The 17,912-nt window shown below is 58.3% G+C and carries 17 protein-coding genes and 1 pseudogene; 8 read left to right on the forward strand and 10 right to left on the reverse strand.

The genetic code is table 11. From position 1 onward, the window contains the following. Positions 1-23: 23 nt before the first annotated feature. Genes mltC through mutY form a run of 3 tightly spaced genes read right to left on the reverse strand, consistent with a single transcriptional unit; the run spans position 24 to position 2,506 of the window. The gene (gene mltC, locus V3W49_RS10745) at positions 24-1,106 is read right to left on the reverse strand and encodes a membrane-bound lytic murein transglycosylase MltC (protein ID WP_500145363.1); all 1,083 of its coding nucleotides are present in this window, start codon (positions 1,104-1,106) and stop codon (positions 24-26) included. A 47-nt stretch (positions 1,107-1,153) separates the two neighbouring features. Then, positions 1,154-1,426, reverse strand: coding sequence for an oxidative damage protection protein (locus tag V3W49_RS10750; RefSeq protein ID WP_154774053.1), 273 nt, complete (start codon positions 1,424-1,426; stop codon positions 1,154-1,156). Positions 1,427-1,438: 12 nt separating this feature from the next. Next, positions 1,439-2,506 (reverse strand): A/G-specific adenine glycosylase, encoded by a 1,068-nt coding sequence (gene mutY, locus V3W49_RS10755; RefSeq protein WP_500145365.1) that lies wholly within the window; start codon positions 2,504-2,506, stop codon positions 1,439-1,441. Between the two features lie 156 nt (positions 2,507-2,662). Here mutY and trmB point away from each other — a divergent pair, with 156 nt between their 5' ends. The 3 genes from trmB to V3W49_RS10770 are packed head-to-tail and all read left to right on the forward strand — an operon-like array spanning position 2,663 to position 4,481. Beyond that, entirely contained in the window at positions 2,663-3,382 is a 720-nt protein-coding gene (gene trmB / locus V3W49_RS10760) for a tRNA (guanosine(46)-N7)-methyltransferase TrmB (RefSeq protein ID WP_500145366.1), read from the forward strand. Further along, complete coding sequence (locus tag V3W49_RS10765) at positions 3,382-3,708, forward strand: YggL family protein (protein ID WP_500145368.1); 327 nt, start codon at positions 3,382-3,384, stop codon at positions 3,706-3,708. The genes trmB and V3W49_RS10765 overlap by 1 nt, the downstream gene beginning before the upstream one ends. Positions 3,709-3,764: 56 nt before the next feature. Next, entirely contained in the window at positions 3,765-4,481 is a 717-nt protein-coding gene (locus tag V3W49_RS10770) for a YggN family protein (RefSeq protein ID WP_500145409.1), read from the forward strand. 509 nt (positions 4,482-4,990) lie between these two features. Here V3W49_RS10770 and V3W49_RS10775 read toward each other — a convergent pair. Beyond that, entirely contained in the window at positions 4,991-5,329 is a 339-nt protein-coding gene (locus V3W49_RS10775; RefSeq protein WP_500145411.1) for an endonuclease domain-containing protein, read from the reverse strand. A 146-nt stretch (positions 5,330-5,475) separates the two neighbouring features. Between V3W49_RS10775 and V3W49_RS10780 the strand changes: the two genes are divergently transcribed. After that, positions 5,476-7,353 carry a hypothetical protein gene (locus tag V3W49_RS10780; protein ID WP_500145370.1) on the forward strand — a complete coding sequence of 626 codons (1,878 nt, stop codon included), beginning with the start codon at positions 5,476-5,478 and terminating at the stop codon, positions 7,351-7,353. 78 nt (positions 7,354-7,431) lie between these two features. Further along, entirely contained in the window at positions 7,432-8,478 is a 1,047-nt protein-coding gene (gene ansB, locus V3W49_RS10785) for an L-asparaginase 2 (protein WP_500145372.1), read from the forward strand. 41 nt (positions 8,479-8,519) lie between these two features. Here the strand turns inward: ansB and hemW are convergent, their stop codons facing one another. From hemW to V3W49_RS10810, 5 genes and pseudogenes are all read right to left on the reverse strand, one after another. Beyond that, positions 8,520-9,656: a radical SAM family heme chaperone HemW gene (gene hemW / locus V3W49_RS10790; RefSeq protein WP_500145373.1), complete on the reverse strand. Its 1,137-nt coding sequence runs from the start codon at positions 9,654-9,656 to the stop codon at positions 8,520-8,522. After that, complete coding sequence (locus V3W49_RS10795; RefSeq protein ID WP_500145375.1) at positions 9,649-10,242, reverse strand: XTP/dITP diphosphatase; 594 nt, start codon at positions 10,240-10,242, stop codon at positions 9,649-9,651. Before V3W49_RS10795 ends, hemW begins: the two co-directional genes overlap by 8 nt. A gap of 146 nt (positions 10,243-10,388) precedes the next feature. Next, positions 10,389-10,676: pseudogene (yggU, locus tag V3W49_RS10800) on the reverse strand (DUF167 family protein YggU); the annotation flags it as partial. Continuing rightward, positions 10,673-11,227 carry a YggT family protein gene (locus V3W49_RS10805; protein WP_500145376.1) on the reverse strand — a complete coding sequence of 185 codons (555 nt, stop codon included), beginning with the start codon at positions 11,225-11,227 and terminating at the stop codon, positions 10,673-10,675. The pseudogene yggU and the gene V3W49_RS10805, both read right to left, overlap by 4 nt. Before the next feature lie 15 nt (positions 11,228-11,242). After that, complete coding sequence (locus V3W49_RS10810; RefSeq protein ID WP_500145378.1) at positions 11,243-11,956, reverse strand: YggS family pyridoxal phosphate-dependent enzyme; 714 nt, start codon at positions 11,954-11,956, stop codon at positions 11,243-11,245. 21 nt (positions 11,957-11,977) lie between these two features. Between V3W49_RS10810 and V3W49_RS10815 the strand changes: the two genes are divergently transcribed. After that, positions 11,978-12,988: a type IV pilus twitching motility protein PilT gene (locus V3W49_RS10815; protein WP_500145380.1), complete on the forward strand. Its 1,011-nt coding sequence runs from the start codon at positions 11,978-11,980 to the stop codon at positions 12,986-12,988. On the opposite strand, the gene V3W49_RS10820 is transcribed toward V3W49_RS10815, so the two are convergent. After that, complete coding sequence (locus tag V3W49_RS10820; protein ID WP_500145381.1) at positions 12,966-15,242, reverse strand: FAD-dependent oxidoreductase; 2,277 nt, start codon at positions 15,240-15,242, stop codon at positions 12,966-12,968. The two genes, V3W49_RS10815 and V3W49_RS10820, sit on opposite strands and share 23 nt — an antisense overlap. A 236-nt stretch (positions 15,243-15,478) precedes the next feature. Between V3W49_RS10820 and V3W49_RS10825 the strand changes: the two genes are divergently transcribed. Together V3W49_RS10825 and V3W49_RS10830 are read left to right on the forward strand one after the other, a co-directional pair. Then, on the forward strand, positions 15,479-16,471 hold the full coding sequence (locus V3W49_RS10825) for an NAD-dependent epimerase/dehydratase family protein (protein ID WP_500145383.1): 993 nt from the start codon (positions 15,479-15,481) through the stop codon (positions 16,469-16,471). Between the two features lie 36 nt (positions 16,472-16,507). Further along, positions 16,508-17,839, forward strand: a complete 1,332-nt coding sequence (locus V3W49_RS10830) for an MFS transporter (RefSeq protein WP_500145385.1) — start codon at positions 16,508-16,510, stop codon at positions 17,837-17,839. Positions 17,840-17,912 lie beyond the last annotated feature (73 nt).

Genomic DNA, 17,912 nt, shown 5'->3' on the forward strand with positions numbered 1-17,912 from the left:
CCGCAGCCGGGGCGCCGGATATCTTAACCGCCTCGAATATAGCTCTTCTGGGCGGTATTCACCTTGTAGAGATAGCGGCGCGACTCCGCCGACGGATGGCGGCTGGTCAGCACTTCATAGACATCGCCCGGATCCATGCTGTTGATGATGCTAAAGGCCCGGGTTTTATCTCTGTTAAATACCCTCAGAACGCTGCCGGCGCCGCCATTATAGGCGGTGATGACCGCATAGCGGCGTGAAGTGGGGTTATCGATACCGGAAAGATAGACGTTGCTCAGCATTGCCAGGTAGGCGGTGCCGGTGTCGATATTATTGGCTGGATCGAGCAGATAGCTGCGGCTGGGTTTACCCCACTTGCCGCGTGCACGGAATACATCCAGCCCGGCGGTATGTTGCACTACCTGCATCAGACCCAGAGCGTCGGAACGGCTCACCGCATAGGGGTTAAAACTCGATTCGGTCTGCATAATCGCCAGAATCAGCGACTCTTCCACCCCGTATTTGCGCGAAGCCTCGCGTACCATGCCCAGATATTTATGAGCGCGTTTATCCAGGTGGTTCGGCACCAGGTTAATAGTTACGCTGTAGATAATCCGCAGGCCGTTACTGCTGCGCCGCTGCTGGAGCTTATGGTTCAGCAGCCAGTCGGCGAAGCGGTTGGCGCGCCACTGCCAGCGAATGGCTTCGCCGGTGTTATCCACCACCTGGCCATAAAGGAAAGGCTCTTTAGATATGTTGATATCATCGGCGTCGGAATAGAGGTCGACCGTGCCGGGATCGTCGCCCATCAGCAGGGTGGTGACAATGGCCTGCTTCAGGCGTGCTGCAGGCTCGGTACCAGCAATGGTCTCGACGGTAATGGTCCCTTTATCAAAGTTGATGTGGCTGCGGGTCATAAAACCGTCGGTGTACTTCACGTAATCTTTGGGGCCGGCGATCAATACTTCGTCGAAGCCCCAGATATTTTCGATGTTATGGGCAAACTGGCCCATCAGAATGTCGAAACCGTTTGTATCCTTGGCGGGGGGCAGCGGTTCCCTGGATTTATTACCAGAGCAGGAAACCAGCAGCGGCGCCACCAGGGCCAGCGCTAAGAGTTTTTTCATTATTCCGGGAGTGCTGTAGTTAGTGTGCAAAGGGCCATCGCCCCCACTTATTTTTCGGGCGGCGTATAGCCTTCAATGTGTACGTCTTTGCCTTCAAACAGGAAGTTCACCATCTCCTGCTCCAGCAGCTTGCGATGCTCCGGATTCATCATGTTGAGCTTTTTCTCGTTAATCAGCATGGTCTGCTTTTTCTGCCATTCGGCCCAGGCTTCTTTAGAGATTTCGTTATAGATCCGCTTGCCCAGTTCGCCGGGGTAGAGCTGAAAATCCTGGCCTTCGGCTTCACGCTTCAGGTAAGTACAATAAATAGTGCGACTCATTATTTATCCTCTTTAAACAGCGCGAGCGGCATCGACCGGATCGCGGCGTAATTGCTGTAACAGACGCTCCACGGGCGCCGCCAGGCCTACGCCTGGCGGCTGTGCTAAGTTATACCAAAGAGCCGTTCCCTCATCCATGCAGGCGGACATCGAGGACACGGAAAGCCACATCGGCACGATGTCCAGATGAAAGTGGCTGAAGGTATGGCGAAAAGCGGTAAGCTGCGTCAGGCCGCCATCGGCAATACCATGGCGAGCCAGCCAGGCGCGCAGACTGGCTTCATCTTCGAACTGCGGGAAGCAATAAAGTCCGCCCCACAGGCCGCTTGGCGGGCGCTGGCTCAGAAAAACCTCGTCGCCGTGCTGCATCAGCAGGAAGTAACCGGTGCGCTCCGGAATCGTCTGTTTCGGTTTTTTACCCGGATAGCTGCCCTGGTCGCCGTTGGCGAACGCCACGCAGCCGCTGTTCAGCGGGCAGATATCGCATTTGGGGCGCGAGCGGGTGCAGACCATGGCGCCCAGATCCATCATCGCCTGATTAAAACGCTCTACGCCGCTGGCGGGGGTGACGTCATCGCTAATCTGCCACAGCCGGTTTTCCACCTCTTTTTTGCCGGGCCAGCCGCTTACCGCATAGCAGCGCGCCAGCACGCGTTTAACGTTGCCATCGAGAATGGGGTAACGCTGGCCGAGCGCCAGGGAAAGAATCGCCCCTGCCGTGGAGCGACCCACGCCGGGCAGCGCGGTGACATCCTCGAAGTTTTCAGGGAAGCATCCGCCGTGGCGTTCCACCACCTGCTGCGCCGCTTTATGCAGATTGCGGGCCCGGGCGTAGTAGCCCAGACCTGTCCATAGATGCAGTACATCGTCCAGCGGCGCCCGGGCCAGGGCGGTTACCGTTGGGAAACGCGCCATAAAGCGTTCGAAATAGGGGATCACCGTGGCGACCTGGGTTTGCTGAAGCATCACCTCAGAGAGCCAGACCTTATAAGGCGTTTTCTCCTGCTGCCAGGGCAGGGTCTTACGGCCAAATTTGTCATACCAGGCGAGTACCTGGCGTGAAAATTGAAGCGATTGCATCGTTTTTTGCGGCATCCCACATTGAATTACCTGGAGGCAGATTCCAGCACAGAGCGATAAGCCCTGTAAACCGGAAGTTTCCGGTGCTTGCATCCGGGTATTAACTTTGGATAATGCCCGCTTGCTTTCATTTTCAACAATAGCCAGGTTTTCACCATGAATAATGACGTCGTCTCACCGGAATTTGACGAAAGCGGTCGCGCCATGCGCCGTATTCGCAGCTTTGTTCGCCGCCAGGGCCGCCTGACCAAAGCACAGCAGCACGCGCTGGACAACTACTGGCCTGAGATGGGCGTCGAGTTCCGCGCTGAACCCCTGGACCTGGGGGCGCTGTTCGGTAATGAAGGCCCGGTCACGCTGGAGATTGGCTTTGGAATGGGTGCTTCGCTGGTGGCAATGGCCGAAGCCCGGCCTGAGCAGAACTTCTTAGGCATTGAGGTGCACTCGCCAGGCGTGGGGGCCTGCCTGAGTTCGGCCCATGAAGCTGGAGTGAACAACCTGCGCGTGATGTGTCATGATGCGGTGGAAGTGCTGGAAACCATGATCCCGGACAACAGTCTGAACATGGTGCAACTCTTTTTCCCTGACCCGTGGCACAAAGCGCGTCATAATAAACGCCGTATCGTTCAGGTCCCCTTCGCCGAAATGGTGAAACGTAAGCTGAAGCTGGGCGGCGTTTTCCATATGGCGACCGACTGGGAAGCCTACGCAGAGCATATGCTGGAAGTGATGACCAGCATCGAAGGCTACCACAATCAGTCTGCGACCGGCGATTACGTGCCGCGCCCACAGACGCGTCCGGTAACCAAGTTTGAACAGCGTGGTCATCGTCTTGGCCACGGAGTATGGGACTTAATGTTCGAGAGGGTGAAATAATGGCGAAGAATCGTAGCCGTCGTCTGCGTAAGAAATTACATATTGAAGAGTTTCAGGAGCTGGGCTTTTCCGTTGCCTGGCGCTTCCCGGAAGGCACTTCTGAACAGGCCGTGGATCAGGCCGTGGACGACTTTATTAATGAGGTTATCGAGCCGAATGGTCTGGCGTATGACGGTAGCGGCTATCTGGCCTGGGAAGGGCTTATCTGCACCCAGCAGATCGGTAAGTGTACCGAAGAGCACCGTACTCTGGTTCGTCAGTGGCTGGAAGCGCGTAAGCTCGAAGAGGTGCGTCTGAGCGATTTGTTTGATGTATGGTGGGACTAATCTGTTGCGGGTCGGCGTAAGTCGGCCCGTTTGCTTTGCAGGAGAAAGGAATGACGATAATTCGTAAAACGCTGATGGCAGTGCTGCTGGTTACGGCCGCGCAGGCCCAGGCGGAATACAAATGCGGCGTGACACCGAAGGACGATGTGATTATTAAACCGCAGACGGTGCAGGTCGTGGGCGAAAATGGCGATCTGACCATCACGCCGGACGGCGCCGTGAACTATAACGGCAAGGCTCAACAGTTGAGCGCCGCCCAGCGCGAGCAGGCACAGGACTACCAGAAAGGGCTGCGTGATGCGCTGCCGTGGATCGATGACGGCGCCCGAACTCGTGTCGAGCGGGGCCGGGTGGCGCTGGATAAAATTATCACCGAGCAGGTGGGCGAAAGCAGCAATATGCGTAAGCGTCTGACCGAACTGGACAGTCAGCTTAAAGCGCAGATGAACCGTATTATCGAACACCGCCAGGACGGCCTGACCTTCCACTATAAGGCTATCGATCAGGTGCGCGCCGACGGTCAGAAACTGGTCAATCAGACCATGGGCGGCATTCTGCAGGACAGCATTAACGAAATGGGTGCGAAGGCGACCAGCTCCGGCGGCGGCAATCCGCTACAGGGCATTCTGGGGAGTCTGGGCGGCCTGCAGAGCGCCATTCAGAGCGAATGGAAAAGCCAGGAGAAGGATTTCCAGAAGTTCGGTAAGGATGTTTGCAGCCGGGTTACGACGCTGGAAGAGCAGCGTCAGACGCTGGTGAAGGGGCTGAAGTAATTCTCTCACCCTAACCCTCTCCCAAAGGGAGAGGGGACAGCCAGGTGCCGGTTTTCACCCTCTGCGCATTGCAGGGTAAGGGAACAGGTCGGCGCCGGTTTTCACCCTCTGCGCATTTCAGGGTAAGGGACAGGCAGGCGCTGGTTTTCACCCTCTGCGCATTGCAGGGTAAGGGACAGGCAGGTGCCGGTTTTTACCCTCTGCGCATTGCAGGGTAAGGGGACGGGCAGGCGCCGGTTTTCACCCTCAGCGCATTGCAGGGTAAGGGACAGGCAGGTGCCGGTTTTTACCCTCTGCGTATTGCAGGGTAAGGGGACGGGCCGGCGCTGGTTTTCACCCTCAGCGCATTGCAGGGTAAGGGACAGGCAGGCGCTGGTTTTCACCCTCTGCGCATTGCAGGGTAAGGGACAGGCAGGTGCCGGTTTTCACCCTCTGCGTATTTCGGGGTAAGGGAACAGGCCGACGCTGGTTTTCTCCCTCTCCCTTCAGGGAGAGGGCCGGGGTGAGGGTCACCGCCCCTCCAGAGCCTCCAGAATCGCCTCCATCACCGCTTCCTCATTTTCCCATAGCTGATTATTCCAGAAGCGAATTACCCGCCATCCCTGTGTTTTCAGCCACGCTTCCCTGCTCCTGTCATATTTAACCTGTGACGCATGCTGCCCGCCATCCAGTTCAATCGCCAGACGAACCGCGCAGCAGGCAAAATCGAGAATATATCGCCCCACCGGATGTTGACGGCGAAACTTATAGCGCGCAAAACGACGATCGCGCAGCAAATACCAGAGGCGTTGTTCCTCATGGGTCTGGGTGCGCCGTAGCATTCGGGCGTGGTGGGTGATGGTTTTCATGGCGGCCATCGTGCCATAACCTGTTCCATCCCGTGCAGCCAGGCGCCGGTAATGGAATCTGGCTTCAGAATAGTGTCTTTTCGCCTGGTAAACCCAGCGGGGCTGGCTACGCTCTATAAACAACCGATTCACTATAAGGAAATAGCATGAAGCTATTATCAGCCCTGACGCTGGGGGCGTTATTGTCCTCTGGCGCGTTTGCCGCCTCAGTCCCCTGGTATCCCGTCCATTATGAAGATATTCCCGTTCCGGAAGGCGTGGCGCCCTGGCTACCCACCTTTTCTGACGATGGCGCGACGGTCTGGTTCCAGAACCAGTACGACGGCAATATCTGGCGGATAACGCTGAGTGATAAAACCGCGCACTGTGTAACCTGCGAATTCAGCGATCGCCCTCAGGCCCTGGAGTCCGGCTTCAGCTATGCGCTGGCAGATAACCGACGTCTGTTTATCGCCACCCGGGAACTCAGTCCCATCGGCGGCAGCGACGATAAAACCGCTTTCGACGGCTGGATGCTTGAATGTCAGCCATCGTTGACGCAATGCGACAGCCATCAGTTTGTTCCTGTTTCAATGGACGGTGACCGCCAGGGAATGCCGGAAAACGTACGTCTGCTGATGCGCCGGACATGGCACCTGGCGCCGGATGGCGTACATCTGGGGTGGACCGATATCCGTTCGGATGGCACGGCGATGCTGGTGGGCGCGCTGGAACGTCAGGAGGATCGCTATCAGATAAAAGATCTGCGGGTTATTAATCCGCCAGTTCCGGATAGCGCGGTAGACAGGGCTGAATATGCCTCTCAGCTGTGGGAGCTTAAGTCCTTTGTCGATGGTGGCCGTTCGGCGCTGGTGGTGGCGGAACTTAACAGCAACATCGATCCCTGGAAAGTGGAGCTGGCCACGGGTAAGGCGACCCGCATGACCGCCTACGGCGACTGGGACGAGGACGGCGCCATCTCCCCGGACGGCAGTATGGAAGTGGTCTATTCATGGCGCACCCGCCAGCGGCTGGAGGTGACATCGGCTATTCCGCAACTGCGGAACTTTATCGCACTGCCGCTGATGACTAACATTTTCGTCTCCTGGATCTCCACCTGGCCGGGATTCCAGTGCGATCTTTCGCCGTGGCTGTTGCCGGGGGATGGCGACAACGGCGGTAAGCTTGTGGGGCAGCCGCTGCGGATATACAGCGATAGCGAAACGGCGGGCAACAACCTGGCGGCGCTGCCGTTCTGGAGTCCGGATTCCACGCGTATTCTGTTGCAGGGGCGTCTGCGTGAGCCGGTGCCGGACGACTACTCAGAAGCGGTAAAAACCAAGGGGCTGGTGCCGCCGCGAGTCATGATGGTGCGCCTTGAACGCGACGCCAGCCAGCCGCAGCCTAAGGCGAGTACGATGATTGGCGACTGGGCGCCGGCGGTAAGCGAATGGCGCGGCGTTATGGCTAACGATCGCACCGAAACCCTGGCAGGCCGGGCATCCGGCAGCGTGGTGGTGACCTGGCGCGGCGATCTGATTAGCGGCGGAGTGGATGCGACTTTCAACGACTTCAGCGACGACGGAAAAACCTTCGTCAACGGCACGATGACCTCGCAGATGACGCAGCGGCCCACGGCGGAAAACCTGCCGCAGATCCATATCGATATTCGGGTCAGCGGCGAAAACCAGGGCAGTATGAAAGCGGATATCGTGAAGCAGCTGGATAATACCCTCCAGGGCGACTGGCAGAGCGTTTATAACGGCGTCGCCCGTTCCGGGCTGCCCGTTGTAGGGCCATGTTACAGCAAACTGCCGCAGAAAACGCCACTCCAGGCAACCCGCAGCAGAGAAGGGCGGGAGACGCTGATTACCGTTCAGGCCGATATTCACGGCGACGTTCGCCCGGTACAGAATGCCAGCGTTAAGGCGAACGGCAGGACGGTGAAAACCGATGCCAGGGGCAAGGTGCGGCTGCGCGATGTGCAAGGGGCAATTAATGTGAGTGCAGGTGAAACCTTCCTGCCAGTAACGCTGACGCCGTAGCCGTTACCTGGACGGCATCACATTATTCGCTGGCGGCGCTGGGATAATGCGGAAAGTTTATCTGTCTGGAGAAATCACATGAATCTTTTAAGGAAAACGGCCCTGGCCGCGCTGACAATGGGATTTAGCGGCGCAGCGCTGGCCCTGCCCAATATTATGCTGTTAGCTACGGGAGGAACCATTGCCGGCGGCGGAGATTCGGCAACGGCTTCAAATTATACGGCAGGAAAGGTTGGCGTCGAAAATCTGGTGGATGCCGTTCCCCAGTTGAAGGATATTGCGGTGATTAAAGGTGAGCAGGTGGTGAATATCGGCTCTCAGGATATGAATGACGAGGTCTGGCTAACCCTTGCGAAAAAGATCAACGCCGGGTGCGATAAAACCGATGGTTTTGTGATTACCCACGGCACCGATACCATGGAAGAGACCGCTTATTTCCTTAACCTGACGGTGAAGTGTGACAAGCCGGTGGTGCTGACGGGCGCTATGCGTCCGTCGACTTCAATGAGCGCGGATGGCCCCTTTAATCTCTACAACGCAGTGGTTACCGCCGCCGATAAAGCGTCCGCCGGTCGTGGCGTGCTGGTGGTGATGAACGACAGCGTATTCGACGCTCGTGACGTCACCAAAACCAATACCACCAATGTCGCTACCTTTCAGTCCGTTAACGCGGGCCCGCTGGGCTATATTCACAACGGTAAAATCGATTATCAGCGCACGCCGGTGCGTAAGCACACCACTGCCACGCCGTTCGACGTCTCCCAACTGACCAGCCTGCCGAAGGTGGGGATTGTTTATAACTACGCCAACGCCTCTGACCTTCCGGCTAAGGCATTGCTCGGTGATGGTTATGTGGGAATTGTCAGCGCGGGCGTCGGCAACGGTAATCTGTATCAAACGCTGTTTGATACCCTGGCGACCGCCGCCCATAAAGGTGTTGCCGTTGTACGTTCGTCGCGGGTGCCGAGCGGCGCCACCACCCGGGATGCTGAAGTCGATGACGCGAAGTACGGCTTTGTGGCCGCTGGTACGCTGAACCCGCAGAAAGCACGGGTTTTGCTGCAACTGGCCTTAACGCAGACCAAAGATCCGCAGCGGATTCAGGCGATGTTTGACCAGTATTAAGTGACAGGGCCGTGCGGAGCAGAGCTCCGCACGGCCCGATACTATTCCGCCAGAAAAAGCTCCAGCAGGGAATTCAGAAACAGTTTGCCGTGTTCGGTTATCTGCCAGTGCTGCGCGGTTTCCGTCAGGTAGCCATGGGCGATGGCTTCGTCAATCTGCGGGCGCACTACCGACTCCATCAGTCCGGTATACAGCGTGAATTCGCGGCGCGGCGCGGGTTCCAGCAGGCGGAAACGGTTCATAAAGAATTCGAACGGCTTATCGACGTTGTCCACTTCATGCTGACGATCCCGGTAGTTGCCCTGCATATAGCCGCGTGGATGACGGGTCTTGGCGGTACGCAGAATGCGCCCGTCCGGAAAGGTCACCTTGCCGTGAGCGCCGCAGCCAATCCCCAGATAATCGCCAAAGCGCCAGTAGTTCAGGTTGTGCTGGCACTGGTAGCCCTTTCTTGCGTAAGCCGAGGTCTCATACTGACGATAGCCCGCCTCGGTCAACAGCTTATGTCCCTGTTCGAAGATGCTCCACAGCGCGTCGTCGTCGGGCAGCACCGGCGGGCGTGAGCCAAACAGGGTGTTGGGCTCAATGGTCAACTGATACCAGGAAAGGTGGGGCGGATTAAGTTCAATCGCCTGACGCAGATCCGCCAGCGCCTGTTCCGGCGTCTGATCCGGCAGACCGTGCATCAGATCCAGATTGAAGCTACGCAGGCCCAACCCGGCGGCCAGGCGCGCGGCGCGCTTTGCCTCTTCCGGGCCGTGAATGCGCCCAAGACGCTGGAGTTTAGGCGTGCTGAAACTCTGTACTCCAATAGAGATGCGATTAACGCCGGCAGCCTGATAATCGACAAAGCGATCCGCCTCTACGGTGCCGGGATTGGCCTCCATAGTGATCTCTGCGTCTTTCGCCAGCCGCAGCCGCTCGCGCACGCCGTCCAGCAGTTGCTGCATTGCAGTGCCTGAGAGCAGGCTGGGGGTGCCGCCGCCGATAAATATCGTCGCCACTTCGCGTTCCTGGACGTATGCCATATCGTCGTCCAGATCGCGCAGCAGGTGCGCCACGTAGTCGTCGTGGGGCACCTCGCCCTTGAGCGCGTGGGAGTTAAAGTCGCAGTAAGGACACTTCTGCACGCACCAGGGAATGTGAATGTACAGGCTCAGGGGAGGCAGCTTAGCCATTGCGCATCGCATCCAGCAGCAGTTTGAGCGCCTGACCGCGGTGGGAAACCGCGCGCTTCTCATCCTGGCTCATCTGTGCCGCGGTTTTACCCGCGTCGGGCACGAAAAAGACCGGATCGTAGCCAAAGCCGCCTTCGCCCGCAGGCGCCCGGGTAATCTCGCCGGCCCAGCTACCGTGGCATACCAGCGGTGTGGGATCTTCGGCATGGCGCAGATAGACCAGTACGCAGTGAAAGCGCGCCTGGCGCTTATCGTCCGGCACCTTTTCCAGCGCCTGAAGCAGCTTTTCCAGGTTCTGGCGATCGCTGGCATCAATGCCCGCGTAGCGGGCCGAATAGATACCCGGCGCGCCGCCCAGGGCGTCCACCGCCAGACCGGAATCGTCGGCGATAGCGGGCAGGCCAGTCACCCTGGCAGCGTGGCGGGCTTTAAGAATGGCGTTTTCAATAAAGGTCAGGCCGGTCTCTTCGGCGGAATCGACTCCGAGTTCGGTCTGGGCCACCACCGTCAGGCCAAAGTCCTGAAGCAGCGAGGCCAGCTCACGCACTTTGCCGGCATTACCGGTGGCGAGTACTACGTTTTGCATAGCGTAATCCTGTCTGTGATTATACCCTTCATTCTTCGAGCTGCAGGCGCGTTGGCTTCACCCGCTCCCCCGGGAGTTTACTGATGTAAACTCCCGGGGATTCGCTCCTTTGCCGCCTTCCTGCAACTCGAATTATTTTGGGTATGGTCGAGAAGTGCCGCGACGGAGGTCGGGATTTGTTGCGGATGGTGGATGACTATCTGTTTGTGGCGACCGGTTTCGCCCTTTTCTATCACCACCTGGCTTTTAGCGACCCGAAACTGTTTCGCCAGGTACTTCACCAGATGGGCGTTGGCCTGGCCGTCTACCGGCGGGGCGGTAATGGCGACTTTCAGTTCGTCGCCATGTTCGCCGATAATGGCATCGCGGCTGGATTTGGGCTGGACGTAGAGTCGTAACACCAGCCCATCCGCCGTTTGACTGACGGCACTCACAGCAAGTACCACAGCCCCGGGAACAGATCCATGCCAAGGTAGTTCAGCAGATAGAGCACCAGAATCACTCCCATGCCGGAAAAGTCGATACCGCCCATAGCGGGCAGAATGCGACGAATCGGCGCCATCAGCGGCTCGGTCAGCTGCATCAGCACGAATTCAAACGGACTGCGCCCCTGGCTGACCCAGCTCATAATGGCGCGAATCAGGATCATCCAGAACACCAGGGTACCGGCCGATTTCAGCAGCGACAGCAGCCCTACCAGCAGATTCATGGGATCCAGCGCCAGGCTGCCGGTCTGAATCAGCAGCAGAATAGGGTACTTCAGCGTGGTCAGCAAGAAGGCCAGCAGCAGCGAGGCGCTATCAATAGGGCCCATCGCCGGAATAATGCGACGCAGCGGCCCGATAATCGGCTGGGTGATTTTAACGATGAACTGTGAAAAGGGGTTATAGAAATCGCAGCGCGACCACTGCATCCAGATGCGCAGCAGCAGCACCATGACATACAGGTCGATCAGCGTTTTGACAATGAAAGTCAACGTCAGCATGGTGTTCCTCTGTAATTATTGTGGCTGGCGCGAGGAATAGTCCCGCGCGCCGAAAATGGCGGTTCCAATGCGCACCATAGTGCTACCAGCCGCGATAGCCGCGTCCATGTCATCGGTCATGCCCAACGATAGCGTATCCACGGTGGAATAACGCTCTTTTAGCCGCGTAAATGCTACAGCCATCTGGCTTGCCACGGCAAACTGGCGCTGCCAGTCACTTTCCGGCGCCGGAATCGCCATCAGCCCGCGCAGCGTCAGGCGCGGTAGTTCCGCCACCTGAGCCGCCAGGGCATCCAGCGCTTCCAGCGCAATTCCGGATTTACTCTGTTCGTTACTGATATTGACCTGAATCAGCACGTTCAGCGGCGCCATCTCGGCCGGGCGCTGGTCGTTCAGGCGGGTGGCGATACGCAGGCTCCCCAGGGTGTGGCACCAGTCGAAATGTTCGGCTACCAGACGGCTTTTGTTGGACTGGAGCGGGCCGATAAAGTGCCATATCAGATTGTTAGCGCCGCACGCTTTGAAATGGAGGATCTTCTCCACCCCTTCCTGAACGTAATTCTCGCCAAAGGCACGCTGACCGGCGGCGATGGCTTCTTCGATAGCGCTCGCAGGTTTGGTTTTGCTGACTGCAAGCAGCGTAACTTCTTCAGGAGATCGCCCGCAACGCTGGGCCGCGGCGGAGATTTTGCGCTGAACCTGCGCTAAGTTGTGGGCTATGTCGCTCATTGATGCCTGGGATGTCATAACATGGAAGAAATCGTGACCCAAATAGTGGCTCATAGTGTAAAGCATTACGTCTCGGATCTACACCTGTGCGCGCGTCAGCCAGCCCGTTGGCGACGTCAGGGTATGCTGGAAGAACTGCCCGGCGGGGCGCCGGAGCCGGAAAGCCTGCTGCAGATGTGGTTGACCCCGGTTCAACGGGCGCAGTTCGAAGACTGCGGGCAGCTCGATTTCGCGGTGACGCTAAAGGATGGACGGCGAATGCGCGCCAGCGCTTTTCGCCAGTGTTTCGGGGTGTCGCTGGCCCTGAGGCTGTTGCCGGAAGAAGCCCCCCGGCTTGCGCAGATAGACGCGCCTTCGCCAATTCCGGCGTTGCTGGAAAGCGACGGCGGACTGCTGCTGGTGACAGGCGCTACCGGCAGCGGCAAATCCAGTACGCTGGCTGCGATGGTGGATCATATCAATACCCACCACGCGCGCCATATTGTGACGCTGGAAGATCCCATTGAATTTATTCATCACTCAAGACGTAGTCTGGTACAGCAGCGCGAAATCGGGGAGCACTGCCCGGATTTTAACGCCGGGTTGCGAGCGGCGCTGCGCGAAGATCCCGATGTTATCCTGCTGGGGGAGCTGCGCGATGAGCAGAGCATTCGTCTGGCGCTGACCGCCGCCGAAACCGGGCACCTGGTGCTCGCCACGCTGCATACTCGCGGCGCGCCCCAGGCTATTGAACGGCTGGCGGATAGTTTTTCCGCCCCGGAGCAGGGGCGGGTGCGTTCGCAACTGGCAGGCAGCCTGCGGGCGGTGCTGGCCCAGAGGCTGGTTGCGGCCAGGGACGGCGGGCGGGTGGCGCTGTTTGAACTGATGATCAATATTCCCGCCGTCGCCAGCCTGATACGCGAAGGCAAGCTGCACCAGCTCCCCGGGGTACTGCAAACCGGCAGACAGTTTGGTATGCAGACCTTTAGCCAGAGCATGGCGCAGCGCGAACAGCAGGGCGTGCTGGCCGTTATGCCTCCGGTTCAGCCGTAACATGCAATCCATACACCACCGGCGGCGCGCCGGCACTGGCGAGTATTTCCAGGGTGATGCGGCTGGCCAGAATGGGTTGCGTAAAGCGATGCTCGCATACCGAAAGGTGATTTTCGCTCACCTCCAGCAGGAGCTTTCCGTCTGCCAGCAGGCGGTAGCGGGTTACGCAATGCGGAGATACAGCGCAATGATGGCCCATCTGCACCGTCTCCATGGCGTTATCGAAGTCGTTGTCGAACAGCAGCGTCAGGGCGGCGATCTGTCGGGGCTGAGGCCAGCGCCATTCAATCGCCGGGCTGGTATCCTGTAAATCCGGCACCCAGCCGTTGCTCTGCTGTTCCGGACGCAGCGCGCCGTTCACCAGGTTTTCCGCCGGATAACAGCGCAGCGGCGGCGTAAACGTCAGGGCAGGCAGAATTTGATGCGGGCGCCTGCGCGGCAGCCAGAAGTCGAACTCATCCACGCCGTAGTCGCCGTCGGCCACCTGGCGGGTATGTTTCGCCACCCGGGGATTCAGGCTGTTAAATACGGTCATTATGCCGGGAAGCTGCTGCCCGGTCAGGGCTACCTCGATGTGTGGATCGTCTTCCAGAGCGATAAACAGATACTGGTCACGCTCGCTGCGGTAGTGGAAAGGGAGGCTGTAGCGCTGCTCCGGCCCGTACACTTCCAGCCACTGGCAATCTACTTCGCGATCCGGCGTATAGTTACCGATTCGAACGCTTTCCATCAACCGTATGCGCAGGCGGCGCGGCTGGTCGGCGCGCAGCTGTAGCGTGATTTCGGGCAGGCTTTCCCCGGCTCGCAGCGGTAGCAACAGCGCCATGCGTTCATCCAGCGGCTTCCATTCGCCGCTGGCGGCCAGCTGCGTAGGGTGATATTCGCTGCTGACGCTAACGGCGGCCCCCTGGGCAGGATCCTTTAACCGCTGGCGGGGAATATAGCAGCCGCTGTGCAGCAGTCGCTGCTGGAGCAGGTGGATCTGCTGCGGCTGTGCCAGCTGGCGGGGCGTCAACTGATGCTGGTGGCATAGCGCTGCGGCCCGCCCCACCACTTCGCCCAATACGCCACAGGTGCACATTACCCGGGCGCTGCCGAAGGCCACGTGGGTCGCGGAGATCAGGCGTCCGGTGAGTAACAGATTATTGATGGATTTACTGTACAGGCTGCGCCAGGGAATGGTGTAGGTGCCCTTGCTGTGGAACTGGCGGCAGCCGTCGTGGCTGCTGTAAACGCCGTCCGCCGGATGCAGATCGATGGACCAGCCGCCGTAGGCCACGGCGTCATAGTGATCGCGCTGCTCGATGATGTCCTGCTGACACAGCAGGTAGTCTCCCATAAAGCGGCGGCTTTCGCGCTTGCCGGGAATGACGCCTACCCATTCGATGGTCAGATCGTCAGCATCCGGGAACTCACCGGAGTTCTTGATATGATCCCAGACGCCCCAGACTATCTTCCACAGCTCCCATTTGATTGTCTCGCTATCGTGAACGGTGTCCAGCCTTCCTCCCCATTCCAGCCACCACAGATCGCAGCCGTTCAGCGTGGATGTCAGCCGCTTGTAGCGCGGAATGGCGGTAATATCGTCCAGCGCAAAGCTGGGGGGGATGAAGCGAACCGGCTGGCCGGTTCGTTTGGTGTAGAAATAGATAGAGTGGCCCAACTGGTGGCCGAAGTGCTCGCCGGGCGCCATCTTTTCATCCAGCTCGTTAAGTTCTTCTGCGCCAATGCGGTATTCGGCACCAGCCAGATAGCCCAGTACGCCGTCGCCGGTGGCGTCGCAAAACTGGGTGGCGTGGATCTGGTAAAAGGTTTCGTTGATGGCGTTAAATCCGCGTACCGAGGCGATTTTTTCATCCTGACAGTCAACTTCGAACAGCGCGGTATTGAGCAGCAGCGTAAGGCCCGTCTGGCGCTGCGCCAGATCCAGCAGCAGCAGATCGAAGATGACCGGATTTCCCTCTTTGTTACGCCAGACGTTCTCTTCAAGGATCTCCCCCATAATGCCGCCTTCTCTGGCCCAGCGGTTGTTATTGCCCATGTGGGAGCTGGCGCCGTTAGCCCACAGGCGCACTTCGCTGGAGGCGTTTCCCCCGAGCACCGGCCTGTCCTGTACCAGGGTGACCTTCAGGCCGTCGCGGGCGGCGGCCAGCGCGGCGCACAGTCCCGCCAGGCCGCCTCCGGCAACCAGAAGGTCGCAGTGGATTTCAGTGTGGGGAAAGTGGCGGCAGTCTGTCTGCGGGTAAATATGCATGGCCGTTCATCCTGTCATCTGTTCGTGATTAAGGGATTTGTGTCTTTTATAGAAACAATTTAGAGCGCGGCGAAAAATAAATCAATCCTCGTGTGTGACAAAAAGGTAATTATTTTTATCTTTTAAAATCATTAGATTATTTTTTATTAGGATTTTCATCACAGTTGAGACAATAAATCATTGGTTATTTTTTGTCTTGAGTGTATCTGTTATAGATACACAAATGAGGGGGGAGCATGGCGAATATTTTGATAACCGGCGCAGCCGGAAGAATCGGCAGCTGTATTGCTGCGCAATTGTTGGCGCGCGGCGACCAGGTCACGGGAGTGGATCTGCGTCCAGCGCGACTGGCGCAGCCCGGATACCGGCATATTGAGTGTCGCTTTGACGATCCCGCGATGGTGCGGGAGGCTGTCGCCGGGATTGATGTCGTGGTGCATACCGGGGCGCTGATGTCGTGGCATCCAAAGGATAATGATGCGATGTACCACGCTAATGTCACCGCCACCCGCATGCTGCTGGAAGCGGCGAAGCATCACAGGATAAGGCGTTTTATCTTTGCCAGTAGCGGCGAGGTTTATCCGGAAGTGCGCGCCCACAGTCTGCCGATCACCGAGGAGCATCCATGTAATCCCATCTCGTTTTACGGTCTGACCAAGCTACTGGGGGAAGAACTGGTGCGGTTTTATCAGCGCCAGGGACTGGAAACCGTCATTCTGCGTTTTCCTCACACCCAGTCGGCGGCTGAGATCCTGGACGAAAACAGCTTCTTTTCCGGCCCGCGCTTCTTTCTGCGCGGCAAAATCCGCCAGCAGCGTGACTTTGGCAATAGTGCGCTGGCTGACCGTCTTGAGCGGGAACTGGGGGCCGGTGGGCTGGACAAGATGATTGTCCAGCACGGAGAGGTGGACGCTCTGCCCTACATGATGCATATCGCTGACGTGCGTGATACCTCGGCGGGCGTGGTGCTGGCGCTGGATCATCCGGCGGCAGCGAATCAGACCTTTAATCTGGGGCCGGATGATGTGGTGGAGTTCGATAAGGCGGTGCCGCAGATGGCGAATATCATGGGGCTGCCGGTGGTTAACGTCACCATGCCGGGGCCTGCGGTACGCTTTCGCACCAGCAATCAGAAGATAAAAGCGCTGCTGGGCTACCAGCCTCGCCATAGCTTTATGACCATGCTGGAAGATGCCGCGCGCCTGCGTCGGGAAGCCAGCCAGGGATAATGTGTTTAGACAGGCAGTAAAATCCGGGAGAAAACGATGGAAAAGATTCTGAGTAAACCCGCAACGGTGCCGGAAGCCAGCGCGGCAGGAAAGGTTGGGGCACCTGAGCTACGCCGGGTTTTACTGGCCACCGGCATCGGCCACTTCGTCGAGTGGTTCGACTTTGGCCTGTACGGTACTCTGGCGTTTATCATCGGCCAGCAGTTCTTTCATGCCGGCGATCCGCAGTCCGGTCTGCTGATGGCCTTTGCGGTATTCGGGGCTGGATTTATTATGCGCCCGCTGGGGGGACTCTGGTTTGGTTCGCTGGGGGACAGGATAGGGCGCAAGCGGGTGCTTTCCACCGTGATCCTGCTGACATCGGTCTCGACCTTTATTATCGGCGTACTGCCCACCTGGCATCAGGTGGGCACCATCGCGACGGTGCTGCTGGTGCTGGCTCGTCTGACCCAGGGATTTGCCGCCGGTGGCGAGAGTGCGGGCGCCACCACCTTCCTGGCGGAGTATGCGCCGGACAGGCGGCGCGGTTTCTTTACCTGCTGGGTGGATAACTTCGGCTTTATGGCTTTTGTGGCCGGTAGCGGCCTGGTGCTGCTGATGACCGCCTTTCTGGGGGATGAAGCGATGCATAGCTGGGGCTGGCGTATACCTTTCCTGATTGCCGGGCCGCTGGGGCTGGTGGGCCTGTGGCTGCGAACCAATCTTGAGGATACGCCGGTCTTTAAGGCTATTGAACAGTCAGGTGAAGTCGAAAAAAATCCGTTGCGTACCGCGCTGCGCAGCGAATGGCGGGCGTTGCTGTTCTGCGTTGGTTTTGTGGCCATCAAGGCGGTGGGGCACTGGGTTTTGCAGGCGTTTATGCCCAGCTACCTGATTCAGAATCTGCACTATTCGAAAATTGCCTCCTATTCCATTACCACCACGGGTCTGCTCGCTATCGCCATTCTGGTGCCGGTGATGGGTCTGCTGTCGGATAAATATGGCCGTAAGCCGCTGATGCTTGCAGGCTGTGGCGGTTTTATTTTGCTGACCTGGCCGGCGCTGGTCTGGATGAGTCGCGGCGATGTGGCCTCGGCGCTGATGGCGATGCTGGTTCTGGGCGTGTGTATCGCCGCTTTCGACGGCGCCTGCAGCGCAGCGATGGCGGAACTGTTTCCGACCCATATTCGCTATGGCGGGATGTCGGTGGCCTATAACCTGACCGTCGCTTTCTTTGGCGGCATCACGCCGTGGTTCTCCAGCTGGTTGATTCAGAGTACCGGCAGTAATGTCGCCCCTGCGTTTTACGTGATGGGGGCCGCTTTGATCACTTTTGTGACGATACTCAAGGCGCGGGAAACGGCGGGGATGCCGTTACGTCATCGCTAAACTTTCGGCAGGCGGTCGTGCGGCCGTCTGCCGGAGTTTGCTTTTATCGGTACCGGCGATAGAATCGTTTTTT

This window comes from Rosenbergiella sp. YN46, assembly GCF_036620675.1.
GTDB lineage: Bacteria > Pseudomonadota > Gammaproteobacteria > Enterobacterales > Enterobacteriaceae > Jejubacter.